Below are 24477 nucleotides of genomic sequence, written 5' to 3' on the forward strand. Positions count from 1 at the left end.
TAAACTCAGCCACTATTTCACGACCATAAAATAAAACCGGTGATTGCTATGCTCGTCTACTTCATCGGCACCGGGGGGAGCGAGGGAATTCCTGCTCACCTCTGCACCTGCTCGACCTGCAACGAGGCGAGAAAGTTCGGCTTCGCCCAGAGGAAGCCCTCAACGCTCGCGGTAATTACTGACAACAGGAAGGCCGTTCTCTTCGACGTCGGGACCGATATAAGGGACTTCCTCAACGTCCCGCTTGAGGCCATCTTCCTGACCCACTGGCACCACGACCACATCTACGGCCTCTACAAGCTCCGCTGGATGGCGAGGAAAACGGTTCTTTATGCACCGGAAGGGAGCGCCGACGCGCTAATCCTGCAGGACCCGAAGAACCTCCGCCCGAGAACGCTCAGGCCCTTCGAAACGGTCGAGCTCGACACGCTGAGGATTACTGCGTTAAAGCTCAACCACGGCGTTGAAACCCTCGGCTACCTCATCGAGGAGGACGGAAAGGGCGTGGCTCTGCTCTACGACACCAAGGGCCTTCCTGAGGAGACGTGGGAGTTTTTGGAAGAGAGGGCCCCGCTCAGGCTGGCGATTGTAGATGCCACCTATCCACCCGGCTTCGACGACCCCTACCACAACAACGTTGACGAAGCGGCCGAACTCGGGCTTAGATTAGCTGAGAGAACCGTTCTGAGCCATATCTCTCACAAGAACCTGCCGTTCCTTGAGCTGACCGACTACGTGCGGAAGAGGTGGGGAAACAAAGTTCTCGTCGCATACGACGGCATGGTGTTCTACGTTTAGTCACCCTCCGGAACCCCGAGAAAGGCTATCGCCGTCATGGAAGTCGTCTCGGTGTTCGGGTCTCCGACGGGAATTATCCTCCCATCTTTGACCTCATAGCCCGTCACAATCCCGCCGTCCTTCGACTGGAGCGCCGTCAGAATCCGGGAGCAGGATAGGTAAACGCTTCTTCCCTCCCCCGGCTCTCCAAGGGCACGGTAGAGGTAGACGAAGAGGGCGCACTTGTAGGACTGGTAGACGCCGGAGAAGGCCCTGTCCCTGAAACCGCTGCCGTCCCACATGGAGAGCAGACGGGAGTAGAGGCGAAGGGCCCCACTCCGGTTTCCCCAGAGGAGGTCGCTCAGAGCACCGTAAACGACCAAATCGGCGTAGGAGCGCCAGTCACGCATAACGCACGAGTGGTTCGCGGTTTCGAGCTTCAGCGTGAAGGTCGCGTTGAACTTCCAGGAGTAGACCTTTCCAAGGGTTCTGACCTCGGGGCAGTAAAAGCCGTTGAGCGGTCTGCCGAGGAGGGGGTCAACCCTGCCGTTGTAGGAGACGCAGTAGGCCGCGAGTGAACGGCTCACGTTCCTCCAGAGAGTTGAGTTGAGGAGTTTCAGTGCCCTAACGGCCAGAATGTTGTCGTTTGCGAGCCATATCGTCTCGTTGTCCGGATATGAGGTTACTGAAGCCCTCAGGAGGCCCGCTTCGGGGACGTACTGGGACTGGAGGAAGGCCCTCATCGCGGAGGCATCGGGAGTAGGAGCTCGGGCTGGGGGCTCGATTAGGGGGATGGCAACGAGGAGGATGAATAAGAGCGCGAGCAGAGCGAGCTTCCGGGTCATCAAAGGCAATTGGGGTGGGAGAATAAAGGGCTTGCGGTCGCTGACTTTACACCACGACCAAAAGATTATTAACTACCGCAGAGCTATGTGCGAATAACACTTTTTAAAGTACTACGGGGAATCACAAAATCCGGGTGACGAGGATGGGGGTTGGGGAGCTTATAACCGCAGGAAGGCTCGAAGATGCGGAGACAATGCTCCGGAGCGTGAACCGAGCGGGACTTGACGAAATGAAGCTGCTCAACTACACCCATAACGTTGTGGAGCTTGCACTCGCTTTCCTTCAGAGGGATGGGCTTGAAAGGGCCGTCAATACGGTTCTATCACTCATCGATGCCCCCGATGACATTTCATGGGGACTCGAGCGGATTTTTGAGGAATACCTGGTGGAGTGCACACCCGAGCGCGCCCGCAGAGTGTGGAGGAGAGTTCACCTCATTCCAGAACCGGAGAAGAAGGTCGAAGTCCTGCTGAAAGTTTTGGACTGTCTGGATGGCGAAGAAGAGAGGAGGAAGGTTCTCTCTGAAGCGTTCGGATGGGCCCTTCGAGTTAGGGGACGCTCCTGGAGAACTTACATGCTCTCAAGGGTTCTCTACAGGGTTCACGACCTCGAATACTACGACATGATGCTAGAGCTCTGCAGAAGGATAAGATGGCGGGAGAGGCGGCTCGTATTCGAGGACTTTCTCTTCGAAGACGAGAACGCGGAAACATGCGAGGAGTTCGTTGAGACCCTGAGGAAACGCCACGAGGCCTCGGAGAGGGCCCTCGATACCGTCATCGAGGTTCACCTGAAGTACGAAAAGGAGCTCCTGCGAGCAAAGGGGCTCGACCCGAGGTTTTACAAGCTCATCTCTCGGAGGACTCCGGAGGGTGTTATCTTTTACGCCGTTCCAAAACCTCTCTATCCCCTAGCGGTGCTCTACCTGCGGCTGAGGAGTATCGCTGGGAGACGGAGAGTTCGGGTAGTGAAGGCCGATTAAAACCCCGATGAGGCCGAGGGGAAGGCACCTCGAATTGAATTCCCTCAGGACACCCAAACCCCTAAAACTGCCGACCCCTATTTTATCCCGGTGGTGCCATGCGAGTCTTTGAGCTGGCGAGGCGAAGGAAGACCGTGAGGAGTTTTCTCCCAGATAAACCGCCGAGGGAGGACATCCTAAAGGCCCTAAAGGCTGCAAAGGAAGCGCCGAGCGGAATGAACGCCCAGCCCTGGAGGTTTGTTGTTATTGACGACGACTGGCTGAAGGGAAAAATACGGGAGCTCTGCGAGAGAGAAGAGGAGAAGTTCTACTCAAGGACGAAGGGCGACCTGATGGCATGGCTCAACGCCAAGGGCTTCAAACCGGAGAAGCCGTTCCTGAGCGAGGCGCCCTATCTGATTCTCGTCTTCGGTCACACCAAGGCACCGTACTGGCCCCAATCGACGTGGATTGCCGTCGGGTACCTACTCCTCGCGCTCGAAGAGCTTGGCCTCGGAACCGTAGCATACACTCCACCAAATCCGAAGCCGGTCGAGGAGCTCCTGAACGTCCCGCAGGATTACAAGCTCCAGACGATTCTGCCCGTCGGCTACCCAGCGGACCCGAAGCCGAAGTACGGGAGGAAGAAGCTTGAGGAGGTCGTGAGTTTCAACGAGTTCTGATGTTTTGACTAATTTTTCACGCGATTCCGACAGTAGTTTGTCAAAACGACAGAGGAATACCGAAAAGGTTTATCATTTTAAGGTATAAATTCGGGTTTTAGGTGATGCTATGTTCTCACGGAGAATTCAAAATGTTGATACGAGCGCCCTCAGGAGGGTTCTGTCGCTTGTAAGCAGCGGGGAGGTCATATCCTTCGCAGGTGGAGTGCCGAGCGCGGAGCTGTTCCCAATGGGGGAGCTGAGGGAGCTCGTGGCAGAGGCGAGTGAAAATCCCCTCGCCTTCCAGTACGGCTCCGCCCTCGGGCTGAAGGAGCTCAGGGACGAGATAGCGCGCTACATGGAGAGATGGGGCGTCAGAACCTCCGCGGGTGAAATCATGGTGACCCACGGCTCCCAGCAGGGGATTGACGCCGTTGCGAGGGCCTTCGTGAACCCGGGCGACGTGGTTATAGTTGAGGCGCCGACCTACTTCGTGGCCCTCAACACGTTCCAGATTTACGAGCCGGCCTTCCAGCAGGTGCCGCTCGACGGGGAGGGGATTGACGTTGAAAGGCTCGAAGACCTGCTGAGAAGGCTGAAGGCCGAAGGAAAAACCGTTAGGCTCCTCTACACGGTGCCGACGTTCCAGAACCCTGCCGGGGTTACGATGAGCGAGGAGCGCAGAAAGGCCCTTGCCGAGCTCGCCGAAGCTTACGACTTCCTCATCGTGGAGGACAACCCCTACGGTGAGCTGAGATACAGAGGAAAGGCCGTCAAAGCCGTCAGGGCATTTGTGCCCGACAGGACCGTCTACCTTGGGAGCTTTTCCAAGGTCTTCGTGCCCGGCTTCAGGATAGCGTGGCTGAACGCGCCGGAAGAGCTCATGGAGCGCCTCGAAGTGGCCAAGCAGACCGCCGACGTTTGCACTAACAGCTTCGGCCAGTACGTGACGCTCCTCTTCATGAAGAAGGGCCTCCTCGAGCGGCAGATAGAGAGACTGAGGGAGGCCTACGGGCCCAAGATGGAGGCGATGCTTGAGGCGCTCGAGGAGTTCATGCCTGAAAACGTCGAGTGGACGGAGCCCGAGGGCGGGATGTTCGTGTGGCTGAGGACGGGGAAGAACACGGACGAGCTCCTCGAGGAGGCGGTAAAGCGGGGAGTGGCATACGTCCCGGGGAGTGCGTTCTACGCCCTCGACCCGAGGGGGGACGAGATGCGCCTGAACTTCACGTTTGAGCAGATTGACAGGATACATGAGGGCGTAAAGCTTCTCGCCGGGCTCCTCTCCTGAACCTCCCTATTTGGAAAGGTCGTCCTTTACCCGCCCCCGCTTTTTTACATCCCTCCAGAATTATTCGGAAAATTGGCAATAAACTGAAGAGATATTTTCGAAATTTCTTAGTTTCAAAAATTTATTCGATAAACAAGGCAAATCATCGAGAAATTTATATAACACCCGCGGTGATGAGTGGTGGGTGATGCCTATTAAGCGTGAAAATAATGGTGCTCAACTCAACGCTGAGGGAAGGGGAGCAGACACAGGGAGTGAACTTTTCGCATGAGAACAGACTGAGGATAGGGGTTGCCCTCGACGAGGTCGGCGTTGATTTTATAGAGGCCGGCGCGACCCTCGTCGATGCGACCGTGAACGGTATCGGGGAGAGGGCCAGAATAGTTGACCTCGCGCAGCTCTTAGGGGTTCTCCACTACCACTACGGGGTCGAGAAGCTCTACCCCCCCTCAGCAGGCTTGTGGAGGAGATAACCGGCGTGAGAACCAGCCGAACTGGCCGATAGTCGGTGAAAACGCGTTCACCCACAAGGCGGACCTGCACGTCTCGGCCGTCGTTAGGGACCCAGCCCTTTAAATCCTCAAACCACCGCCTTTTCGATGTTTCTACGCGTCGCTATGACCTCGTGCCCCACCTCACTCAGGGCCCTTGCAACGGCTTCACCGATACTCCCTACCATATCACCGGCGTGCATTTTACATCACCAGATAACGTTTTTGGACATTTGTTTGTCATAATGACTAGAAACTGAAGAATTTTGGGCGGTTTTTGAATAAATTGACAGTCTCGTGCCTTTTAGAGGCCAATGGACAGCCCAACCTGTCGAAGGATTTAAATAAGCTTCCCTACTCCTCAGTTTCGGTGATCGGTGATGTCCCGCCAATGGATAATGCCTCACCAATATTGATGGGTCCTGATGGGGACGAAGTGATAAGAAAGCTGATTCTGAGGGCTTTGAACGAGAACCAGAGGCTAATACTGAGGAGCATCAACGGCAAACACCGTTCCCTCAACTCCCTTCTTGAGGAGCTCAGCAGGCGCGAAAACAGGCCCCTCTCCACCCTGAAGCTGAACGCAAGGATACTCAAGGAGCTGGGATTAATTGACTACGGCACGAAAAGCAACCCGAGGCCCGTTAGACTTACCGAGCACGGAATGCTTGTTCTCAGCATTCTAGAGGTGAGTAAAAATGAGTGAGGCCATGAGGGAAACCAAGCTTAGGGCCATGCTCGGGGGGGTTAACAACTTCCACCTTGACTCCTCCGAGACCTGCCTGGATATACTAGCCGCGGTTCTCAGGAGAAAGAAACCGGAGGACATCGTTATACTGAGCAAGGGACACTCAGCTCCCGCGTTCTACGTGATGCTCCATGAGATGGGTCTGCTGAGTGACGAGGAGCTCTACAGCTTCGCGGACATTGATGGCCTGCCGAGCCACGTCATGCGTGGGCTGCCGTTCATAGAGGTCTCCAGCGGCTCCCTCGGCCAGGGGCTTTCGGTGGCCAACGGGATAGCCCTCGCGAAGCGCATGGACGGAGAGGAGGGCAGGATATACGTCATCCTTGGAGATGGAGAGCTCGACGAAGGACAGGTCTGGGAGGCCGCGATGACTGCCGCACACCACAAGCTTGACAGTGTCATAGCAATCGTTGACAGGAACTATTTCCAACTCACGGGGAAGACGGAGGAGATTCTCAACAAGGAGCCCATCGCTGAGAAGTGGCGGGCCTTCGGATGGGTGGTCATTGAGGTCCCGAACAGGGAGGACGCGATAGCGGAGGCGCTCGACTACGCGGAGAGCATAAAGGGCAGGCCAAAGGTCATAATCGTGAGGTGGGAGGGGTGATAGAGAGCTTCAGAGAGGCCTTTGGAAGGGCACTGGTCGAGCTCGGGAAAGAGAACGAAAGGCTCGTGGTGCTGGATGCAGACGTCAAGAGCTCCACGAAGACGATATACTTCGAGAGGGCCTTTCCCGAACGCTTTATTCAGGTCGGGATAAGCGAGCAGGACATGGTGTCAACGGCGGCAGGTCTCGCGATAGCGGGAAAGGTTCCAGTGGTTTCAGCCTTCGCAGCCTTCCTCATGAGGGCTTGGGAGCAGATAAGGAACACCGTGGCGAGAGACAACCTCAACGTCAAACTCATACCGACGCACTCGGGCTTTTCCGACCACATGGACGGCTCCTCCCACCAGTGCCTCGAGGACATAGCCCTGATGCGCGTGCTGCCGAACATGACGGTTGTCGTGCCCGCGGACGCTCCATCCGTTCCCGTCCTGCTCAAGCAGGTTATAGAGCACGAGGGGCCAGTTTACATGAGGCTCGGCAGGGACCACGCGGTGAGGGTCTACGAAAACCCCGAGCTGGAACTCGGGAGGGCGAGCGTCCTCAGGGAGGGGAGCGACGTCCTCATAGTAGCAAACGGCGTGATGGTTTCGGTGGCGCTGGAGGTTGCCAAAGCGCTGGAGGGGAGGAACGTCGAGGCAGGGGTGATAGACATGCACACGGTGAAGCCCCTCGACGAGAGAACCCTCCTCAGGATGGCGAGGAAGGTCGGTACCGTCATCACGATGGAGGAGCACAGCGTCTACGGCGGCCTCGGGGGGGCCGTTGCGGAGGTGCTCTCGGAGAAGCTCTCGAGGAGGGTGGTTAGGATAGGCACGACCGAGTTCGGAAGGTCGAGCAGGGACTACTTCTCCCTGCTGAGGCGCTACGGCCTCACGACCGAGTCCGTGGTGAAAAGGATTGAAGGGGTGGTCTGAGTGAAGTACAGCAGGGAGTACAGGGATAAAACCGTGGTGAAGGTTGGGGACGTTAAAATAGGTGATGGCTTCACGATAATGGCCGGCCCCTGCGCCGTCGAGAGCGAGGAGATGATAACGAAGGTGGCCGGCTTCCTCGCGGAGATGGGCGTGAAGGTTCTGAGGGGCGGCGCCTTCAAACCCAGGACGAGCCCCTACTCCTTCCAGGGCCACGGCGAGAAGGCCCTCAAATGGATGAGGAAGGCCGCCGACGAGTACGGGCTCGTGACGGTGACGGAGGTAATGGACACCAGGCAGGTTCCCCTCGTCGCGGAGTACTCGGACATAGTCCAGATCGGCGCAAGGAACGCCCAGAACTTCGAGCTCCTCAAGGAGGTCGGGAGGATAGACAATCCCGTGCTGCTCAAGAGGGGCATGGGCAACACGGTTCAGGAGCTCCTCTACTCGGCAGAGTACATAATGAGCGAGGGCAACGAGAACGTGATCCTCTGCGAGCGCGGCATAAGGACGTTCGAGACCTCAACGCGCTTCACCCTCGACATCTCGGCGGTGCCGGTTGCCAAGGAGCTCACCCACCTCCCGATCGTCGTCGACCCATCACATCCCGCCGGGAGGAGGAGCCTCGTCATCCCGCTGGCTAAGGCGGCCTACGCCGTTGGGGCAGACGGCATCATCGTCGAGGTTCACCCCGAGCCGGAAAAGGCCGTCTCGGACTCGGCCCAGCAGCTAACCTTTGACGGCTTCGCCAAACTCCTCGAGGAGCTGGAGGGCCTCGGATGGAAGGGGTGAAGTTCGGGACCCTCTCCGACCTTTCTTCCCTCGTTTCCGAGCTTTCCCCGTACAGGACCGTCGTGCTGACCAACACGACAGTTGAGAGGCTGTGGCTCGGAAAGCTGGAGGGGATTGACGCGGAGACAATAGTCATTCCAGACGGCGAGGAGCACAAGAACATCGAAACGGTGAAGGAGATCTGGGCGAGGCTGCAGGGGCTGGGCTTCACGCGGAAGTCCCTCCTAATAGGCCTCGGCGGAGGTGTCATCACAGACATAGCGGGCTTTGTGGCGTCAACGTACATGCGCGGAACGATGCTCGGCCTCGTGCCGACCACGCTCCTGGCCCAGGTGGACGCCGCCATAGGCGGAAAGACCGGCGTCAACTTCAACGGCAAGAACATGATCGGCACGTTTTACCTCCCGGACTTCGTGCTGATAGCCCACGAAACGCTCTCCACCCTCCCGAGGGAGGAACTCCTGAACGGGATGGCCGAGGTGGTCAAGTACGGCGTCCTCGACGGCAACGTCCATTCCCTCCTGAAAAGGCTCGACTCCGTGGATGACGTCAACCCGGAGCTCGTGAGGGCCTGCGCCGGGGTTAAGCTGAGGGTCGTTGAGGAGGACCTGAGGGAGGGCGGTAAGAGGCGCGTCCTGAACCTCGGGCACACCACTGCCCACGCCATAGAGAAGCTCTCAAACTACACGATAAAGCACGGCTTCGCGGTCTCGATAGGCCTGATGGTGGCGGCGAAGGTCGGCGAAACCATGTACGGCTTCGACCCCGGGAAGGTGGGGGAGCTCCTCGAGAAGTTCGGACTGCCCACGAGGCTCCCATTCGAACCGGACGAAGTGCTGAGGGAGATGCGGCTCGACAAGAAGTCGTGGTACGGAAAGCTGACCTTCGTCGTCCCGGTTGACATCGGCGAGGTAACCGTTGAGGAAGTGGAAGAGGACGTTGTGAGGAGGGCCCTGGAGGCGGTGAGATGATAGCGGGTGTTGTGCTGGCCAGAGACGCCAGGGAAGCGGCAGCAAAGATAGAGGGAAGCAGAGCCGACCTCTACGAGGTCAGGCTCGACCACTTCGAATCCTTCGACCTCTCCCCGCTCAAGCCCTATGCGGAGCGGCTGATCCTCACGGTCAGGCGGGCCGAGGAGGGGGGATACAGAAGGATCCCCGAGGAGGAGAGGCTCGAGCTTTACAGAAGGGCGATGGAGCTGGGACCGAGGTACGTTGACGTCGAAGTTTACTCCGGGATAGCGGGCGAGGTCATTGAGGAGGCGAGGAGGAAAAAGGTGGGCGTCATCCTCTCCCACCACGACTTTGAAAAGACCCCCACCTTCGGGGGGCTGATAGGGGTCCTCGACGACATGGAGGAGATGGACCCTGACGTGATAAAGATAGTTCCCACGGCGAGGGAGCTCAGGGACAACGTGAGGGTTCTGAGGCTTTATGAGCAGGCCGACAACCTGGTGGCCTTCTGCATGGGGCCTCTCGGGAGGATATCCCGGCTGTTCAGCGCGCTGCTCGCCCCGTTCACCTACGCCTCCATCGACGGCTCCGCGGCGCCCGGCCAGATGAGCGTGGAGGAGCTCGAGAGGCTCCTGGTGATGCTGAATGGACGCTGAGACAAGACTATACGGCGTAATCGGGTTCCCTGTCAGGCACTCCCTCAGTCCGGCGATGCACAACGCAGCATTCAGGGAGCTCGGGATAAACGCTGTCTACCTCGCCTTCGAGGTCCCCCCCGAGCGGCTCGGAATGGCAGTTGATGGCGTCAGGGGGCTGGGGGTGAAGGGCCTGAACGTCACGATGCCGCACAAGACGGCCGTAATGGAGCACATCGACGGGCTCTCTGGAGACGCGGAGGAGATAGGGAGCGTGAACACCATAGTCAACGAGGGCGAGCTGCTCGGCTACAACACGGACGGTATCGGCGCGAGGCGGGCCCTCGAGATGGTGACGCGGCTGGAGGGGAAGGACGTCCTCGTGCTCGGTGCGGGAGGAGCCGGGAGGGCCATAGCCTACGAGCTCTCGAAGACGTCCAACGTTGTTGTCCTCAACAGGACCCCCGGGAAGGCCAGGGCCCTCGAGCGCTTCGGCGTCATTGGGGATGCCCTGACGGCCGACAACCTGAGGCGCTACATCAGAGAGGCCGACATCCTCATCAACGCCACGTCCGTCGGCATGAACTCCGACGAGAGCCCGGTTCCGGCGGACCTCCTGAGGGAGGGGCTGGTGGTCATGGACGTAGTCTACAAACCCCTGCGGACGAGGCTCCTGCGGGAGGCGGCCGAGAGGGGCTGCGTAACGGTCGACGGCCTCTGGATGCTCGTGCACCAGGGCGCCGAGAGCTTCCGGCTGTGGACAGGAAAAAAGGTGGATCCAGAGCTGATGAGGGGGGCCGCCCTTGAGGGGCTACGGAAGGGCTGGTAGCGCCGTCACAGTTGTTAACGCCTTCGCCACCGGAAAGGGCGCGGCCGTTGGGATAGACCTCTGGACCGAGGCGAGGGTGAGGCTCACGGACGGGGGGATATCTGGGAGCATAACCGTTAGAGGGGAGAGCTACGGGGACACACGGCTCGTTGAGGCGGTCGTTGACGTGGTGAGACGTGAGACCGGGGAGGACTTCGGGATCGAGTTCGAGATCAGCTCCGAAATCCCCGTCGGAAAGGGCCTCAAGAGCAGCTCCGCCGCTGCAAACGCCCTCGTTCTGGCGCTCTGCGATGCCCTCGGAATCGAGATCGAGCCAGTTGAAGCCGTGAGGCTCGGGGTGAAGGCGGCGAGGCTCGCGGGGGTCACAATCACCGGGGCCTTTGACGACGCGTCAGCCTCCCTTCTCGGGGGCCTCTGCCTGACCGACAACGCGAGGGACGAGCTGATTAAGCGGGAGGAAGTTGAACCAGAGCCCGTCGTCCTCCTGATACCCGAGGAGACCCTGATGACCGCTGACCTCTCCGGCCTGGACTTCTCGTCCATAGCCCCCTACATCGGGAAGGCCTTCGAGATAGCCGCCCGGGGCGAGTGGAGGAGGGCCCTCGTGATCAACGGGCTGGTGTACTCGGTCTTTCTCGGCCACCCCACGGAACCCATCGGGACCGCCCTGCGGCTTGGAGCGGTTGCCGGGCTCAGCGGGAAGGGGCCCGCTTTCTTCGCCCTGACCGATGAGCCGGAGACCCTCTCGGAGGAGTGGGGGCGGTTCGGGAGGGTGGAGATAACGAGCCTGAGGTGATACCTTGAGGATAGAGCCAGTTGACCGCCTGGAAGGGACGATCAGGGCGCCGCCGTCGAAGAGCTACACCCACAGGGCCTTCTTTCTCGCGCTCCTGGCGGATGGCGAGAGCAGAATAGAGGAACCCCTCGTGAGCGACGACACGGAGGCAACGCTGAGCGCGGTCAGGGCCTTTGGAGCCGAGGCGGACTGGAACCGGGTGATTCCCCCGGAGGAGATCCGGCCGGCAATGATAAACGCCAGGGAGTCGGGGACAACAGCGAGGATAAGCGTCGCCGTGGCCTCCCTCGCGAGGGGAAGGAGCGTGATCGACGGCGAGGGGAGGCTGCGGGAGAGGCCCTTCGCCCCGCTCGTCCGCGCCCTGCTCTCGCTCGGCGTGAGGGTGAGGGGCGAGAAACTCCCCATCGAGGTGTCCGGGGGGAGCCTTGGAAGCGGGGTGAGGGTGGACGCGTCCATCTCCTCCCAGTTCGTGACGGCCCTCCTGATACTCGCGTCCCGAGCCGGAATTCGCGTTGAGTTCGACAACGCTGTGTCGAGACCCTACGTGGAGATGACGCTCAGAACGATGGAGGCCTTTGGCGTTGATTTCGAGCGGGACGGCGGCATCACGGTCTTCCCGGGTGTCAGCGGAACGGACTTCCACGTCCCCGGTGACTACTCGAGCGCCGCCTTTTTCCTCGCCGCGGGGGCTCTGTACGGGAAGGTCAGGGTGGAGAACCTCGACCCGAAGGACGTCCAGGCCGACCGCGCCATCGTCGAAATTCTAGAGGGCATCGGGGCGGGGGTCAGGGTAGGGAGGGACTACGTGGAGGTCGAGAGGGGAGATCTGAGGGGATTTGAGGTGGACTGCTCCGACTTCCCTGACCTGTTCCCTATTCTCACGGTTTTGGCCGCTTACGCCGACGGGAGTAGCGTCATAAGGGGCAGACAGCTCAGGTACAAGGAGAGCGACAGGGTTCGGGCGATGGCGCTCAACCTCGCGAGGGCGGGGGTGAAGGTGAGGGAGCTGAGGGACGGCCTGGAGATCCGGGGCGGGAGGCCGAGGGGGGTTACCGTTGAGGACTTCAACGATCACAGGGTGGCGATGGCCATGGCGATACTCGGCCTCGGGGCCCGCGGGGAAACCGTCATTGAGAACGAAGGGGTCGTCGCCAAGTCCTACCCCGGATTTTTCGATGACCTGAGGGGGTTGCTTAAATGAAGGGGAGACTGCTTAGCTTCACGCTCTTCGGGGAGAGCCACGGGAAGGCGGTGGGGGTTCTGGTGGAGGGGCTGCCGCCGGGAATCGAGGTGGACGTTGAGGAGATGAAGGCCGAGCTCGGGAGGCGAAAGGGAATCCCAAGGTTCTCGACCAAGAGGAAGGAGAGCGATGAGCCGGTGATACTCTCCGGCGTCTTCAACGGTTTCACAACGGGGACGCCGGTAGCGGTCATGGTGTGGAACCGGGATGTGGATTCATCCTACTACGAGGAGATAAGGAACACCCCGAGGCCGGGCCACGCGGACTATCCCGCCAAGCTGAAGTTCTTCGGCTACAACGACTACCGCGGCGGCGGTCACTTCTCCGGCAGGCTAACGGTTGGAACCGTCATAGCCGGCTACTTCGCCAAGAAGCTCCTCGAGAGGTACAACGTGAGGATAAGGGCCTATCTCAGGCGCATAGGCTCCGTGGAGTGCCCATCTCTTGAGCCGGAGGAGCTACTCGCCTCGACCAACCCATACTGCCCGGACGAGGATGCCTTTGAGGGAATGCTCCGTGAGATGGAGGACGCGAGGAGGAAAGGGGACAGCGTGGGCGGTGTAGTCGAGGCCGTGGTGGTGAACGTTCCCCCCGGCCTAGGCGGACCCTGGGAGGAGGACATTGAGGCCGATCTGGCCTCTGCGCTCTTCAGAATTCCGGCAGTTAAGGGCGTCGAGTTCGGCCTTGGCTTTAAGTTCGCGGAGATGAGGGGGAGCGAGGCGAACGACCCCTTCGTCATCAGGGACGGGAAGGTCGTCACCGAAACGAACAACCACGGCGGCGTCCTCGGCGGCATAACGACCGGAATGCCCCTCGTAGTCAGAATAGCGTTCAAGCCAACCCCCTCCGTATACCTGCCCCAGAGGACCGTCGACCTCGAGAGGATGGAGGAGGTTGAGCTGAGGCTGAGGGGCCGCTTCGACTCCTGCATCGTCCCCAAAGCGCTCCCGGTGGTTGAAGCGGTAATCGCCTTTGTTCTTGCCGACCACCTTCTGAGGAGGAAGGCGTGGGAGGGGGTAGAAAAAGCCCAGTAAAGAACTTAGAGCCCTGAGAGCTCTTTCACGGTTTCTCTCAGGAGAGGGGCCGCCCCCTCCCCGTGCTCCTCTATGAGCCTTATGAGGGCGCTTCCCACCACAACCCCGTCTGCACCGCTCCGGAGGAGCCTCTCAACGTGCTCCCTCCGCGAGACGCCGAATCCAACCGCTAGTTTTCTGCTGCACATGGCCCTGGCCCGCCTCAACAGCTGGAAAGCCGTCTCGGGTATCTCCTCCCTCGCGCCGGTGGTTCCGTAGAGGGAGATCAGATAGACGAAGCCCGTTGATGCCCTGCATATCTCCCTCAGCCTCTCGTCCGGGGTATTGGGTGCCGCGAGGAAGACCGTCTTTATCCCCTCATCTTTGGCAGTCTCCAAAAGCTCCCCCGCGTGGCTCACGGGAAGGTCAACGACGAGGATCCCATCAACCCCGCTGGCCTTCGCCGAGCCAAGGAACTCCCTGATGCCCGTCCGGTAAACCGGGTTGTAGTAGGTCATAAGGACCAGCGGTGTGTCGTAGTCCCTCCTGAACTCCCTCACGAGGGGGAAGAGGTCCCTCAGCCTGAAGCCGCCCCTGAGAGCCCTTTCGTGAGACGCCTGTATGGTCTTCCCGTCGGCCATGGGGTCGCTGAAGGGGAGCCCCAGCTCTATCGCCCCGGAGTACTCCGCGATCGAGTCGAGAAACTCCAGGGTGGCCCCAACGCTCGGGTCGCCGGCCGTTATGTAGGGTATAACCGAGCCCCTCTCAAACATCTCCGCTCACCTTCATGACTATTCCGAGGTCCTTGTCGCCCCTGCCCGAGAGGTTCACGATTATTACCTCGTCCCGCTCCATCTCCCCCGCGAGCTTCATGGCGTACGCAACCGCGTGTGCCGACTCGAGTGCAGGCAGGATGCCCTCGGTCCGGGAGAGCTCGTGGAAGGCCCTCAGAGCCTCGTCATCCGTGACCGTGACGTACTCCGCCCTGCCGCTCTCCATCATCTGCGCGTGCTCCGGTCCGACGCCGGGGTAGTCCAGGCCGGCCGAGACGCTGTGGGTCGGCGTTATCTGCCCCTCCTCGTTCTGGAGGAAGTAGCTCAGCATGCCGTGGAAGACGCCCTCCTCACCGGCGTTGAGCGACGCGGCGTGGAGACCCGTCTCAAGGCCCTTTCCACCCGCCTCGACGCCTACCAGCCTGACATCATCATTTACGAAGGGGTAGAAGATGCCCATCGCGTTGCTCCCGCCGCCCACGCAGGCCACTATGGCGTCCGGAAGCCTTCCCTCGGCCTCGAGTATCTGCGCCCTCGCCTCCCTCCCTATCACGGACTGGAAATCCCTCACGATGATGGGGTAGGGGTGAGGTCCGACGACCGAACCTATGAGGTAGTGAGAGTACTCGAAGCTCGCGACCCAGTCCCTCAGGGCCTCGTTTATCGCATCTTTGAGGGTCTTCGAGCCGGAATGGACCGGAATGACGTTCGCCCCGAGGAGCTTCATCCTGAAGACGTTCATGGACTGCCTCTCCACGTCCTCCGCCCCCATGTAAACGTCGACGCTCATCCCAAGGAGCGCACCAGCCATCGCCGTCGCGACCCCGTGCTGACCGGCCCCGGTCTCCGCTATGAGCCTGCTCTTGCCCATGAACTTCGCAAGCAGGGCCTGCCCTATCGCGTTGTTCGTCTTATGTGCACCGCCGTGAAGCAGGTCCTCCCTCTTGAGGTATATCCTGGCCCCGCCTATCTTCTCGCTCAGCCTCCTGGCGTAGTAGAGCGGGGTCGGCCTGCCGGCCCAGGTTCTGAGGTAGTAGTTTAGGGTCCTGTTGAACTCCTCATCGTCCTTGAGCTCGTTGTAGGCCTTCTCAAGCTCCCTCAGAGGCTCCATTAACGTCTCGGGGACGAACTGCCCCCCGAACCTACCGAACCACATTTTTTACCCTCCCAACGAATTCCTCTATAAGCGTTCTGTCCTTCACGCCGTTCCGCTCAACGCCGCTCGAGACGTCCACGCCGGCCGGTTTGACCCACCTCAGCGCCTCCTCAACGTTCTCCGGCGTTAGACCGCCCGCGAGGACTATCGGATACCTCCTTGCAACGATGGCGCTCACGCGGTAGTCGTGCCTCCTGCCGCTCCCTGCCCCCGTGTCGAGGAGGATCCTGTCAACCTCGTACTGGGCGATGAGCTCGAGGAGCCTCTCCGCGTCCTCCTCCGGGGAATCGCTCTCCCTCGGGACAGTGAAGGCCTTCATTACCGAGACACCGTACTCGGAGACCAGCCTCTCGACCGTCTTCGGATGCGCGTTGGAGTGCACCTGGACGTACTCCGCCCCGGTTCTTTCGATGGCGTTGGCCCACTCGGAGAAGCCGACCATGGTTGAGACCAGGTATATCGGGATCTCCGATTCCTCTATCAGGCCCCTGGCAACCGTCAGCGGAACCCTTCTCCGGGAGTTCGAGTTCACCACTACCCCGGTCGCGTCCACGTACCTCTCCACGAGCCTCAGTTCGTCCGGGTTTCTGACACCGCATATCTTCACGAACATCATCTCGTCATCTCCACGAAGTTTTTGATTATCTTGAGCCCCTCCCGGCTCTCCCACTCGGTCAGAACGCTTTCGGGATGGAACTGAACACCCTCGATGGGCAGCCTTCTGTGCCTTATCCCCATGATGACGCCGTCGTCGAGGGAGACGGCCGTTACCCTGAACCCCCTGGGAACCTCGAGGACGGCCAGGGAGTGGTAGCGGCCGGCTTTCAGGGGGTTCTTAACCCCCCTGAAGACACCCCTTCCATCGTGCCTGACCGGGCTGGCCTTGCCGTGCCTCGGGTTCACCCTGCCGACCCTTCCGCCAAAGACCTCCGCTATTATCTGGTGGCCGAGGCAGACTCCCAGCACCGGAACCTCCGCCTCGAGGACGATCTCCGGCGAGTTGCCGACCTCCCTCCTGTCCGAGGGGGAGCCGGGCCCGGGGGAGATGATTATCCCGTCCGGATCGAGCCGCCTCACCTCGGCCGGCGTGAGGGTGTTGGGAACAACCCTAACCTCGTCGAAGAGGGAAGCGTACTCGGCTAAGTTCCAGACGAAGGAGTCCCTGTTGTCCACGAGGACTATCATCCCACCACCCCCAGGGCCTTCAGGACGGCCCTCATCTTGTTCTCGGTCTCCTCGTACTCCCGCTCCGGAACCGAATCTGCCACTATTCCGGCCCCGGCCCTGACCCTCGCAACGCGGTCTATCTCCGCCATCCTGATCGCTATCGCGAGGTCCGCGTCACCGGTGGCCGAGAAGTAGCCCACCGCCCCCCCGTAGACGCGCCTCCTGCTCCTCTCCAGCTCGTCTATGATCTCCATCGCCCTTATCTTCGGCGCTCCGGTCAGGGTTCCCGCCGGAAACGCCGCTTCCATGGCATCGAAGGAGGTAAGCCCTTCCCTGAGTTCCCCGACGACCTCGCTCTCTATGTGCTGGACGTGGCTGTACCGGAGGACGTCGAAGAAGCGGACAAGCCTCACGCTTCCCGCCTTCGAGACCCTCCTGACGTCGTTCCTCGCGAGGTCCACGAGCATGACGTGCTCCGCCCTCTCCTTCTCGTCGTTTAGGAGGCGTCTCCGGATTTCCTCGTCCTCCTCCGGGGTTCTGCCGCGGGGGGCGGTGCCCGCTATCGGGTTTATCCTGAAGGTCTTTCCCTCGACGGAGCCCATCGTCTCGGGCGATGCCCCGACGACGGTCTTGCCGAACTCGAGGAGGAAGGTGTAGGGGCTGGGGTTTATGGAAACGAGGCGCTCGTACACCTCCAGGGAGTCGAGGTCAGTCTCAACGCGGTATTCCCTGGAGAGAACGACCTGAAAGACGTCGCCCGAGCGGATGTACTCCTTCCCCCTCTCCACCATCTCCACGAACTCCTCAATCCCGGCGTCGGTAGAGACGATGGAGGAACCACCTCCGGACCGCTTCCCCCTTCCTGCCCTCCGCACCACGGCCTCGGGGTCGAACGGCGGCTCCCGGAGGTAGAAGAACCCGAAGGTGTTCCTCACGTGGTCGTACACGAAGACCCAGGGGTAGTAGCCGAAGACCGAAGGCTCCTCGATGTCCCCCTCAACGTAGTTGTGAACAGCGTCGTAGGCGATGTACCCAACGAAGCCGCCGAGGAAGCGGTTGCCCTCGACGCTGTCCCTCATGAGGCCCTTCAGGGCGCGGAAGGGGTTGGTCTCGTCCGACATCCTCTCGCCGTCCACTAACGTGCCCCCACCCGAGACCTCAACCCTGAACTCGGGCATCGCCGAGACGTAGGTGAACCTGGCCTTCCTGTCCCCCTTCTCGGCGGAGCGGAGGATGAAGGGCATGTCGAAGTCCCTGAGGGCGGAGTACAGGTCAACGGGATCGACGTACCTCAGGACCTTGAAAGGCACGCTATCGCCCCCAGCCTCTCCAGCATTTTCTCCCCGAGGGCGCTCTCTGCAATCTCAACGCCTTCCCTGAAATCCCCGGCAACCCCAGCCGCGTACAGGGCGGCGGAGGCGTTCACCAGAACGAAGTTCCTGTCCTCCTCCCTCCCGCCCCCTGCCAGAACGGCCTTTATGCGCCGGGCGCTCTCCTCCGGGGAGGCGCAGGGGACGGGCTTCACCGGCTTCAGCCCGAAGTCCTCGGGCGAGACCGTGTAGGATTCCGCGCGTTTGCCCCTGACCTCAACGACGCTCGTTTCGGAGAAGGGACTCACCTCGTCCATCCCGCTTCCGTGGACGACGAGGGCCCGTTTGACCCCGAGGAAAGAGAGGGCCTCCGCCATGAGCTCCAGGAGGTCGGGGGAGTTCACGCCGACGATCTGGTATGCTGGCTCCGCTGGATTCGCGAGGGGGCCGAGGACGTTGAACACTGTCCTCACACCGAGGGCCCGCCGGACGGGCATTATGGGTCTGAGGGCCGGGTGGTACAGCGGCGCGAAGAGGAACGTAAAGCCCGTCTTCTCCACCATCTCCCTCGCCCTTTCCGGCCCGATCTCTGGGTTTATCTCGAGGGCCCTGAGGAGGTCGGCCGAGCCGCTCTTGGACGTTACAGACGTGTTCCCGTGCTTTGCGACGCGGGTGAATGAGGAGAGGATGAGGGCAGAGGCCGTGCTAACGTTTATCGTTGAGCTCCCGTCCCCGCCGGTGCCGGCGGTATCGGCCACCTCGCCGAGGTCAACCTTCACCGCAGCGTCGCGCATCGCCTTCGCGAGGCCCGCTATCTCCTCCCCCGTGTAACCCTTGGTCTGGAGCGCCGCTAGATAAGCCGCTATTCGAACCTCGCTCTCCTTCTCAAGCTCATGGAAGAGACCGTAGGCTTCCTCGAAGCTGAGGTTCTCTCCCGAGATTATTCTTTCAAGAAGGCTCATACCTCCACCTCCACGAACTTCCTGAGGAGCTCCCCGGGATCCTCTGCCTTCATGAGCGCCGTGCCTATCAACGCCGCGTCCGTCAGCCTGAGGGCCCTCCTGAGGTCATCAACCGTGGATATGCCGCTCTCGCTGACCCTGACGTATTTCTTCGGGATCAGGGGGGCGAGCCTTTCGGTCAGGGAAACGTTCCCGTCGTCGAGCTCGAGCTTTCTTATGTCCCTGTTGTTGATGCCTATCATCGTCGTGCTGGTTTCCAGGGCCCCCCTCAGCTCCCCCTCGCTGTGCACCTCAACGAGCGTGTCCAGCCCGTGCTCCTTCGCCAGATCCACCAGCTCGGCCAGATCCTCCCCGAGGAGCCTTGCTATCAGGAGAACCGCGGACGCCCCCGCCTCTGCGGTCCTTTCAACGTCCTCCCCTGTCGTTATGAAGTCCTTCCTGAGAACCGGCAGTTCGGTCTCCCTGCAGAGCCTCCTGAGGAACTCGAAGCTTCCCCTGAAGTACCTCGGCTCGGTTATGTACGAAATTCCGACGGCCCCGGCACGTTCATACGCCCTCAGAATCTCAAAGGGATCGCGGCCTCTCAGAAGGTCGCCGTACTTCGGAGAATGGACCTTAAGCTCAGCTATTATGGCGTTTTTCTTTGAGCTTCTAATTGCCCTGCTCAGGCCAAAAGCCATCACCCGTCATTGGAAATCACCGGGATGGCGTGGGAGCGTGAATATTTAACAGTTTGGACAGGTGTGTCCATCCAGCGGCCAAAAATTATCACTCAACTCATAAGGAATATACAGGATTGCGGTGTGAAGATTGCGGAGGAAAAGCGGAGCATTGCCAAACTTGTCAAGGAACTCGTGGGGACACAGCCGGCAGTTAAGGAGTGCATGAGCCTTGGGATAGTCAATGGAAGAACGCACTCTCTCCATCTTCTTGGAGGGCTCTTTGAGGTTGGGCCGAGACGGTACCCTTCTCCGCGGTTATGGCCGTGAGATTCGATTGAGGTGAGATTACTGTTCTAGGTCCTCCTCTCAAGCTCGTCAGTGAAGAGCAAGGCCAGGTGCTGTAGGCTTACACAGGACGTTGAGACGTTCGTGATAACAGTTTCCAGAGAGGACAAGGACACCCCCTTGAAGCTACTAAGAGGGTGTCCTCAAGGTCATTGAGGATAGCCACTAGTTCTGGTAAACCCAAAACTTTCATAACCTCTTCCCGCCTCCAACTGCATCAACACAACGTCAACATAACGTGCAGGTCATCTCCTACCACCGGGACACCATTCTCGTCCTCGACGCGAACTTGGCCTCGAGCTCTCAAAGGTCCTGCTGTGGAAGGTCGATAAGGCCTTCGGGGTCAGGGACTTTCGGAGTACCGGAGTCAGGCCAACAAAACCCGTTCGAGCTCCCTAAGAACCTCAAGCTGCTCCCCGGTCTCAACCGCGCACGGTCTGAGCCTCCTGACGCGGTAGAGAGCTTCCCTGAGGGTCGAGCGCCGGGAGTACATCAACCACGCCACCGCAACCGTCCCACTCCGCCCGCATCCACCAAGGCAGTGGACGAGGACTTTCTTCCTCTCCCCAACCTTGGCTTCAATCCAGCGGAGGATTTCAAGGAGCTGACTCAAAGGAGGAGAGCTAAAATCCGGGATTGGGCTGTGGAAGACCTCAACTCCCCGCCTTTTCCACTCCTCAAGCGAATACGGGAGCTCGAAGTCCTCAACGAGGACCACCACCGCGTCGAAGGTTTCGGCAACTTCGTCCAGCTCTTTCCCCATAGGCATCCGCGAGAAGGCGACGTCCTCATCGATGAAGACCACGGGGAGATACATGCTCTCACCGCTGAAAACTATACAGGAGAGTAGATAAACTTTTGGAAAACCGTTAAAAATTCGAACGTCGAAGTATTACAGGTGGAATCGAGAAACCAAAAGGTTTTTAAATAGAGAGACATATGTAATAATAAAGTTGCATATGGAGAGGTGAAAGAACCATGAGGAGATTCTTTGGCGTTCTGCTGGTTGGCATACTGCTCCTCAGCGTCCTGGGAGCAGGCTGCATAAGCACAGGGACAACCACTGGAACCAAAACAAGCGGCGGAGGGGCTGGAAAGAGAAGCGCCGACCAGTTGCCCAACGCCGTCAACGAGAACGGCAACGTAAACACGGGGGATTTGAAATCGTACATTGACTCGGTGCCAGCCGGTACCTTAACCCCGGAGGAGAAGGACGGCCTGCTTTACATGGTTGAGGAGGAAAGCTAGCACACGACGTTTACATTAAACTCTACGAGAAGTGGGGGCTTACGATATTCAAAAACATCGCCGAGAGCGAGAGCACACACGTGAACGCCGTTCGCTCGCTCCTTGAGAAGTACAACATAACCGACCCAACTGCCAACGAGCCCGTTGGAGTGTTCACCAATCCTGACTTACAGGCGCTTTATGACCAGCTGATTGAGATGGGTAGCAAGAGCGAGGTTGATGCACTCATGGTTGGAGCCCTGATAGAGGAGACAGACATCATCGACCTCCAGGAGAGAATTGACCAGACTAACAAGCTCGACATAATAGCGGTTTACGAGAACCTCATGAAGGGAAGCAGAAACCACCTCCGTTCGTTCGTCAAGACTCTCTCCAGTTATGGGGTGACCTACGAGCCCCAGCTCCTTAGCAAGGCCGAGTACGAGGAGATAATAGGCTCGGAGATGGAGACGGGGCAGGGAAAGGGCAAAGGGCACTGACGCAGTTCAGGTCCATGAGTCGTCCAAAAGATTTTTCATGACTTTTTGAATATTTTTCGACAAAACTTTTCTATTATGCAATATCAAATTGTTAGATTATTCCCCCCAGAAACGCCGTTAAAAGGCCCTAATGACATGACATCTCGTCAAAAAAATATATGAAAGATTAGTCTAAAGTTATTCAAAGATAACAAAGGACAACAATATAACACAAAATAACAAAATAAGCTTTGATATAGACAGATGAACCAAAAGTAGTATAACACACAGTTACGAACATTTTTCGAAGGTTCCTCTGGAACAAATCGCACGGTGGTGGCAAAGATGTTCAGTCCAGGTAGCGACGGTTTTATGCTGATAGCGGCTGCGCTGGTGTTTATAATGACCCCCGGTTTGGCTTTGTTCTACGGGGGTATGGTCAACAAGAAGAACGCGGTAACGATGATGATGCAGAACTTCTTCTCTGCTGGGTGGACGACTGTAATCTGGGTCCTCTTCGGTTTCAGCCTAGCCTTTGGACCTGACGTCAAAGGTATAATCGGAAACGCCCACTACTTCTTCCTGAACAACATAACCCCGAGCACCCTCTACCCAGGGAACCATGTAATCAGCATGTACACATTCATGGTCTACCAGCTCATGTTCGCCATAATCACCCCGGTTCTCATGACGGGAGCCTTCGCCGACAGAATGCGCTTCAAGGCCTTCATCGTCTTCATGACCCTCTGGCTGTTCCTCGTGTACTTCCCCTTCGCCCACTGGCTCTGGGGCGGTGGCTTCCTGCAGAAGTGGGGCGTTGAGGACTTCGCCGGTGGAATAGTCGTCCACACGAGCGCCGGTTTCGGTGCCCTTGCAGTGATAGCTTACCTCGGCGCGAGAAAGCACGTAAAGGAAGGGAACCACAGCCTCCCGCTGATACTCATCGGAACGGCCCTGCTCTGGTTCGGCTGGTTCGGCTTCAACGCTGGCTCGGCTTTGAGGGTCAACGTCGACACCAACGTGGCATTCGTCAACACGATGGAGGCGGCCGCCTTCGCCGCGGTTACGTGGATGTTCCTCGACTACTGGAGAACCGGAAAGTGGAGCGCCCTCGGTTTCATGACGGGCTCGATAGCGGGCCTCGCGACAGTTACCCCCACGGCGGGATTCATAAGCCCGCAGGCCGCGATGATTGTCGGCGTTCTCTCGGCAATAATCTGCCACCTGGCGGTTGACTTCAAGAACAAGAGAGGCTGGGACGATGCCCTCGACGTCTGGGGCGTTCACGGCATCGGTGGTTTCTCCGGAATAATCCTCCTTGGAATCTTCGGAAGCTCGGCGATACTCGGAAGCAACGGTTTACTCCATGGGGACGCCACTTTCTTCGCCAAGCAGGTCGCCGCGGCGGTCTTCTGTGCAATCTACGCCTTCGTGGTGACCTACATCCTGATATGGATAACTGACAAGATAACCCCCGTCCGCGTTCCCGAGGAGGCCGAGAAGACCGGTCTTGACGCCTACGAGTGGGCCGAGGCGACCTACGTGGACGCCTGACCCCTCTTTCTGTTCTTTTCACTTTCCTCAGAGTCGTAGAGGAGCATCCCTTCCCGTCGGGAAGAGGCCAGGAGCTCACCGTTCTTATCGAAGACCCACGCGCCTCCCGGAGGGTAGCTGTTGACGATGAACGCCTTAACGCCGAGCAACTTTACCCGCTCCGCCATCGCCCTAACGTCATCTTCGTTAAGCTCCCCGTAGTCAGGCGAGTACTCCATCGGCACGAACAGGTAGTCCGGCCCCTTCCGCTTAACCCACTTCGCTATCCTCTTGTTGTAGAGGTCGCCACAGATGATTACCGCCACCTTTCCGAACTCCGTCTTCGCGGTCCGGACGGTGTTGCCGGTGCAGAACTTCATCGGCTCCTGGAACTTCCTGTGCTTGAGGAGGACCTCGCCGTTGCGCCCGATGAGAAGGGCCGAGTTGTAGACGCAGTTCTTGTAGGGCTCGGGGAGGCCGAAGACGACGTAGACTCCCGCCTCCCGTGCGAGCACGCTCACCCTCTCGACTATCTCGCCGTAAAGCCCCGCCCCGCTGAAGTCCCACTCCTCAAAGCCTGTCAGGCAGTACTCGGGGAAGACGAGGAAGTCCGGCCCGCGTTTCAGCGCCTCGTTGAAGCGCCTCTCGAACTCCCTCCAGTTGGCCTCGAAGTTTCCGACTTCAACGCGCATCGGGATTAGCGCCACTTTCATTTTCTCACCCTCCCGAGAACGAGCAAGAAGGCGTCACACTCCCTGCCGTGGCTAAACGCCCGTCCAAGTGTCAGCTCCTCCCCAGCCTCCAGCCCGTAGTGCCCGGCAAGTCCCTTAACCTTTTCCCTAATGCCGTTGATGTCGAAATCGCCCACGATGATTCTGCCGTCTGGCTTCAACAGTTCAAGGGCTCTCTTGAGGAACGGCCCCGGTTCGATATCGTGGAGGATGTAGGAGAAAACGACGACGTCAAAGTCCCTGCCGACGTCATCTCTGAAAAAATCCGCGTTGATGAACCTCAGCCGTTCGTTCTCAAGCCGCCCGAGGAAGGGAAAGAAGTCCGGGGCTCTCTCAATCCCGATAACGGTTCCCCTCTCGGAGAGCGCGAGGGCAAGCAACCCGGAGCCGGAACCGACGTCGAGAATTCTTCCTTTCGCCCGCTTCACGATTTCTTCCATGGTCTTCAGCCTCAGCCTTATTTCCTCCCTGTGGGCCGGAAATAGCGCCAGCCTCGAGCCGACCAGCCACATCAGCTCTTCCTCGGTTCCGCCAGACTCCCTGAAGGCATCAAGAGCCTTGGAATAAAACGTCTCCATGA

Annotated in this window: 29 protein-coding genes; 18 read left to right on the forward strand and 11 right to left on the reverse strand. The window is 59.2% G+C overall.

The window, feature by feature from the left end:
- The first annotated feature begins 48 nt into the window (after nt 1-48).
- Complete coding sequence (locus tag CS910_RS10665; protein WP_099211919.1) at nt 49-798, forward strand: MBL fold metallo-hydrolase; 750 nt, start codon at nt 49-51, stop codon at nt 796-798.
- Here the strand turns inward: CS910_RS10665 and CS910_RS10670 are convergent.
- The gene (locus tag CS910_RS10670; protein ID WP_223211961.1) at nt 795-1622 is read right to left on the reverse strand and encodes a hypothetical protein; all 828 of its coding nucleotides are present in this window, start codon (nt 1620-1622) and stop codon (nt 795-797) included. The two genes, CS910_RS10665 and CS910_RS10670, sit on opposite strands and share 4 nt — an antisense overlap.
- 134 nt (nt 1623-1756) lie before the next feature.
- On the opposite strand from CS910_RS10670, the gene CS910_RS10675 reads away from it, so the two are divergent.
- The 14 genes from CS910_RS10675 (at nt 1757) to aroC (ending at nt 13573) form a co-directional block, all read left to right on the forward strand.
- Nucleotides 1757-2605: a hypothetical protein gene (locus CS910_RS10675; RefSeq protein WP_145955414.1), complete on the forward strand. Its 849-nt coding sequence runs from the start codon at nt 1757-1759 to the stop codon at nt 2603-2605.
- Between the two features lie 98 nt (nt 2606-2703).
- Entirely contained in the window at nt 2704-3267 is a 564-nt protein-coding gene (locus CS910_RS10680) for a nitroreductase family protein (RefSeq protein WP_099211923.1), read from the forward strand.
- A gap of 109 nt (nt 3268-3376) precedes the next feature.
- On the forward strand, nt 3377-4537 hold the full coding sequence (locus CS910_RS10685; RefSeq protein ID WP_099211925.1) for an aminotransferase-like domain-containing protein: 1161 nt from the start codon (nt 3377-3379) through the stop codon (nt 4535-4537).
- 209 nt (nt 4538-4746) lie between these two features.
- The gene (locus tag CS910_RS10690) at nt 4747-5010 is read left to right on the forward strand and encodes a hypothetical protein (protein WP_223211981.1); all 264 of its coding nucleotides are present in this window, start codon (nt 4747-4749) and stop codon (nt 5008-5010) included.
- A gap of 409 nt (nt 5011-5419) precedes the next feature.
- Nucleotides 5420-5734 (forward strand): hypothetical protein, encoded by a 315-nt coding sequence (locus tag CS910_RS10695; RefSeq protein ID WP_099211927.1) that lies wholly within the window; start codon nt 5420-5422, stop codon nt 5732-5734.
- Nucleotides 5727-6383: a thiamine pyrophosphate-dependent enzyme gene (locus CS910_RS10700; protein WP_099211929.1), complete on the forward strand. Its 657-nt coding sequence runs from the start codon at nt 5727-5729 to the stop codon at nt 6381-6383. The genes CS910_RS10695 and CS910_RS10700 overlap by 8 nt, the downstream gene beginning before the upstream one ends.
- Nucleotides 6380-7297: a transketolase family protein gene (locus tag CS910_RS10705; RefSeq protein ID WP_099211931.1), complete on the forward strand. Its 918-nt coding sequence runs from the start codon at nt 6380-6382 to the stop codon at nt 7295-7297. The genes CS910_RS10700 and CS910_RS10705 overlap by 4 nt, the downstream gene beginning before the upstream one ends.
- Nucleotides 7298-8086, forward strand: a complete 789-nt coding sequence (aroF, locus tag CS910_RS10710; protein WP_099211933.1) for a 3-deoxy-7-phosphoheptulonate synthase — start codon at nt 7298-7300, stop codon at nt 8084-8086.
- Nucleotides 8074-9057, forward strand: coding sequence for a 3-dehydroquinate synthase (gene aroB, locus CS910_RS10715; protein WP_099211935.1), 984 nt, complete (start codon nt 8074-8076; stop codon nt 9055-9057). Before aroF ends, aroB begins: the two co-directional genes overlap by 13 nt.
- The gene (locus CS910_RS10720; protein WP_099211937.1) at nt 9054-9695 is read left to right on the forward strand and encodes a 3-dehydroquinate dehydratase; all 642 of its coding nucleotides are present in this window, start codon (nt 9054-9056) and stop codon (nt 9693-9695) included. Before aroB ends, CS910_RS10720 begins: the two co-directional genes overlap by 4 nt.
- Nucleotides 9685-10503 carry a shikimate dehydrogenase gene (locus CS910_RS10725; RefSeq protein ID WP_099211939.1) on the forward strand — a complete coding sequence of 273 codons (819 nt, stop codon included), beginning with the start codon at nt 9685-9687 and terminating at the stop codon, nt 10501-10503. The genes CS910_RS10720 and CS910_RS10725 overlap by 11 nt, the downstream gene beginning before the upstream one ends.
- The gene (locus CS910_RS10730) at nt 10478-11299 is read left to right on the forward strand and encodes a shikimate kinase (protein ID WP_099211941.1); all 822 of its coding nucleotides are present in this window, start codon (nt 10478-10480) and stop codon (nt 11297-11299) included. The genes CS910_RS10725 and CS910_RS10730 overlap by 26 nt, the downstream gene beginning before the upstream one ends.
- Before the next feature lie 4 nt (nt 11300-11303).
- Entirely contained in the window at nt 11304-12500 is a 1197-nt protein-coding gene (aroA, locus tag CS910_RS10735; RefSeq protein WP_099211943.1) for a 3-phosphoshikimate 1-carboxyvinyltransferase, read from the forward strand.
- Nucleotides 12497-13573: a chorismate synthase gene (aroC, locus tag CS910_RS10740; RefSeq protein WP_099211945.1), complete on the forward strand. Its 1077-nt coding sequence runs from the start codon at nt 12497-12499 to the stop codon at nt 13571-13573. The genes aroA and aroC overlap by 4 nt, the downstream gene beginning before the upstream one ends.
- Nucleotides 13574-13578: 5 nt before the next feature.
- Here the strand turns inward: aroC and trpA are convergent, their stop codons facing one another.
- From trpA to CS910_RS10785, 8 genes are all read right to left on the reverse strand, one after another.
- Nucleotides 13579-14325 (reverse strand): tryptophan synthase subunit alpha, encoded by a 747-nt coding sequence (gene trpA, locus CS910_RS10745; RefSeq protein ID WP_099211947.1) that lies wholly within the window; start codon nt 14323-14325, stop codon nt 13579-13581.
- On the reverse strand, nt 14318-15481 hold the full coding sequence (trpB, locus tag CS910_RS10750; protein ID WP_099211949.1) for a tryptophan synthase subunit beta: 1164 nt from the start codon (nt 15479-15481) through the stop codon (nt 14318-14320). The genes trpA and trpB overlap by 8 nt, the downstream gene beginning before the upstream one ends.
- Nucleotides 15468-16094: a phosphoribosylanthranilate isomerase gene (locus tag CS910_RS10755; protein WP_099212520.1), complete on the reverse strand. Its 627-nt coding sequence runs from the start codon at nt 16092-16094 to the stop codon at nt 15468-15470. Before CS910_RS10755 ends, trpB begins: the two co-directional genes overlap by 14 nt.
- Nucleotides 16094-16666, reverse strand: a complete 573-nt coding sequence (locus tag CS910_RS10760) for an aminodeoxychorismate/anthranilate synthase component II (RefSeq protein WP_099211951.1) — start codon at nt 16664-16666, stop codon at nt 16094-16096. Before CS910_RS10760 ends, CS910_RS10755 begins: the two co-directional genes overlap by 1 nt.
- The gene (locus CS910_RS10765) at nt 16663-17958 is read right to left on the reverse strand and encodes an anthranilate synthase component I (RefSeq protein ID WP_099211953.1); all 1296 of its coding nucleotides are present in this window, start codon (nt 17956-17958) and stop codon (nt 16663-16665) included. Before CS910_RS10765 ends, CS910_RS10760 begins: the two co-directional genes overlap by 4 nt.
- Nucleotides 17940-18920, reverse strand: a complete 981-nt coding sequence (gene trpD / locus CS910_RS10770; protein ID WP_099211955.1) for an anthranilate phosphoribosyltransferase — start codon at nt 18918-18920, stop codon at nt 17940-17942. Before trpD ends, CS910_RS10765 begins: the two co-directional genes overlap by 19 nt.
- A complete protein-coding gene (trpC, locus tag CS910_RS10775) occupies nt 18917-19603 on the reverse strand; it encodes an indole-3-glycerol phosphate synthase TrpC (protein ID WP_099211957.1) in 687 nt (228 codons plus the stop codon). The genes trpD and trpC overlap by 4 nt, the downstream gene beginning before the upstream one ends.
- A gap of 691 nt (nt 19604-20294) precedes the next feature.
- Nucleotides 20295-20744: a protein-tyrosine phosphatase family protein gene (locus CS910_RS10785; RefSeq protein ID WP_099211961.1), complete on the reverse strand. Its 450-nt coding sequence runs from the start codon at nt 20742-20744 to the stop codon at nt 20295-20297.
- 161 nt (nt 20745-20905) lie between these two features.
- Between CS910_RS10785 and CS910_RS12205 the strand changes: the two genes are divergently transcribed.
- The 3 genes from CS910_RS12205 (at nt 20906) to CS910_RS10795 (ending at nt 23187) form a co-directional block, all read left to right on the forward strand.
- The gene (locus CS910_RS12205) at nt 20906-21175 is read left to right on the forward strand and encodes a hypothetical protein (protein WP_317450604.1); all 270 of its coding nucleotides are present in this window, start codon (nt 20906-20908) and stop codon (nt 21173-21175) included.
- Between the two features lie 44 nt (nt 21176-21219).
- On the forward strand, nt 21220-21654 hold the full coding sequence (locus tag CS910_RS12210) for a DUF2202 domain-containing protein (protein ID WP_317450607.1): 435 nt from the start codon (nt 21220-21222) through the stop codon (nt 21652-21654).
- Between the two features lie 324 nt (nt 21655-21978).
- A complete protein-coding gene (locus tag CS910_RS10795) occupies nt 21979-23187 on the forward strand; it encodes an ammonium transporter (protein ID WP_099211963.1) in 1209 nt (402 codons plus the stop codon).
- Here the strand turns inward: CS910_RS10795 and CS910_RS10800 are convergent.
- Both CS910_RS10800 and CS910_RS10805 read right to left on the reverse strand, forming a co-directional pair.
- Nucleotides 23172-23879, reverse strand: coding sequence for a carbon-nitrogen hydrolase family protein (locus CS910_RS10800; RefSeq protein WP_099211965.1), 708 nt, complete (start codon nt 23877-23879; stop codon nt 23172-23174). The two genes, CS910_RS10795 and CS910_RS10800, sit on opposite strands and share 16 nt — an antisense overlap.
- Nucleotides 23876-24475: a class I SAM-dependent methyltransferase gene (locus tag CS910_RS10805; protein ID WP_223211982.1), complete on the reverse strand. Its 600-nt coding sequence runs from the start codon at nt 24473-24475 to the stop codon at nt 23876-23878. Before CS910_RS10805 ends, CS910_RS10800 begins: the two co-directional genes overlap by 4 nt.
- Between the last annotated feature and the right edge of the window lie 2 nt (nt 24476-24477).

It is taken from the genome of Thermococcus henrietii (assembly GCF_900198835.1).
In the GTDB taxonomy this organism is placed as follows: domain Archaea; phylum Methanobacteriota_B; class Thermococci; order Thermococcales; family Thermococcaceae; genus Thermococcus; species Thermococcus henrietii.

Coding starts and splice junctions, on each gene's coding strand:
- trpB (WP_099211949.1), bottom strand. CDS start 15,481: ATGTGGTTCGGTAGGTTCGGGGGGCAGTTCGTCCCCGAGACGTTAATG.
- CS910_RS10725 (WP_099211939.1), top strand. CDS start 9,685: ATGGACGCTGAGACAAGACTATACGGCGTAATCGGGTTCCCTGTCAGG.
- CS910_RS10760 (WP_099211951.1), bottom strand. CDS start 16,666: ATGATAGTCCTCGTGGACAACAGGGACTCCTTCGTCTGGAACTTAGCC.
- CS910_RS10755 (WP_099212520.1), bottom strand. CDS start 16,094: ATGTTCGTGAAGATATGCGGTGTCAGAAACCCGGACGAACTGAGGCTC.
- CS910_RS12205 (WP_317450604.1), top strand. CDS start 20,906: ATGAGGAGATTCTTTGGCGTTCTGCTGGTTGGCATACTGCTCCTCAGC.
- CS910_RS10805 (WP_223211982.1), bottom strand. CDS start 24,475: ATGGAGACGTTTTATTCCAAGGCTCTTGATGCCTTCAGGGAGTCTGGC.
- CS910_RS10700 (WP_099211929.1), top strand. CDS start 5,727: ATGAGTGAGGCCATGAGGGAAACCAAGCTTAGGGCCATGCTCGGGGGG.
- CS910_RS10800 (WP_099211965.1), bottom strand. CDS start 23,879: ATGAAAGTGGCGCTAATCCCGATGCGCGTTGAAGTCGGAAACTTCGAG.
- CS910_RS10680 (WP_099211923.1), top strand. CDS start 2,704: ATGCGAGTCTTTGAGCTGGCGAGGCGAAGGAAGACCGTGAGGAGTTTT.
- CS910_RS10695 (WP_099211927.1), top strand. CDS start 5,420: ATGGATAATGCCTCACCAATATTGATGGGTCCTGATGGGGACGAAGTG.
- CS910_RS10690 (WP_223211981.1), top strand. CDS start 4,747: ATGGTGCTCAACTCAACGCTGAGGGAAGGGGAGCAGACACAGGGAGTG.
- CS910_RS10785 (WP_099211961.1), bottom strand. CDS start 20,744: ATGTATCTCCCCGTGGTCTTCATCGATGAGGACGTCGCCTTCTCGCGG.
- CS910_RS10670 (WP_223211961.1), bottom strand. CDS start 1,622: ATGACCCGGAAGCTCGCTCTGCTCGCGCTCTTATTCATCCTCCTCGTT.
- CS910_RS10720 (WP_099211937.1), top strand. CDS start 9,054: ATGATAGCGGGTGTTGTGCTGGCCAGAGACGCCAGGGAAGCGGCAGCA.
- trpD (WP_099211955.1), bottom strand. CDS start 18,920: ATGAGCCTTCTTGAAAGAATAATCTCGGGAGAGAACCTCAGCTTCGAG.
- aroB (WP_099211935.1), top strand. CDS start 8,074: ATGGAAGGGGTGAAGTTCGGGACCCTCTCCGACCTTTCTTCCCTCGTT.
- aroC (WP_099211945.1), top strand. CDS start 12,497: ATGAAGGGGAGACTGCTTAGCTTCACGCTCTTCGGGGAGAGCCACGGG.
- CS910_RS10795 (WP_099211963.1), top strand. CDS start 21,979: ATGTTCAGTCCAGGTAGCGACGGTTTTATGCTGATAGCGGCTGCGCTG.
- CS910_RS10665 (WP_099211919.1), top strand. CDS start 49: ATGCTCGTCTACTTCATCGGCACCGGGGGGAGCGAGGGAATTCCTGCT.
- trpA (WP_099211947.1), bottom strand. CDS start 14,325: ATGTTTGAGAGGGGCTCGGTTATACCCTACATAACGGCCGGCGACCCG.
- CS910_RS10685 (WP_099211925.1), top strand. CDS start 3,377: ATGTTCTCACGGAGAATTCAAAATGTTGATACGAGCGCCCTCAGGAGG.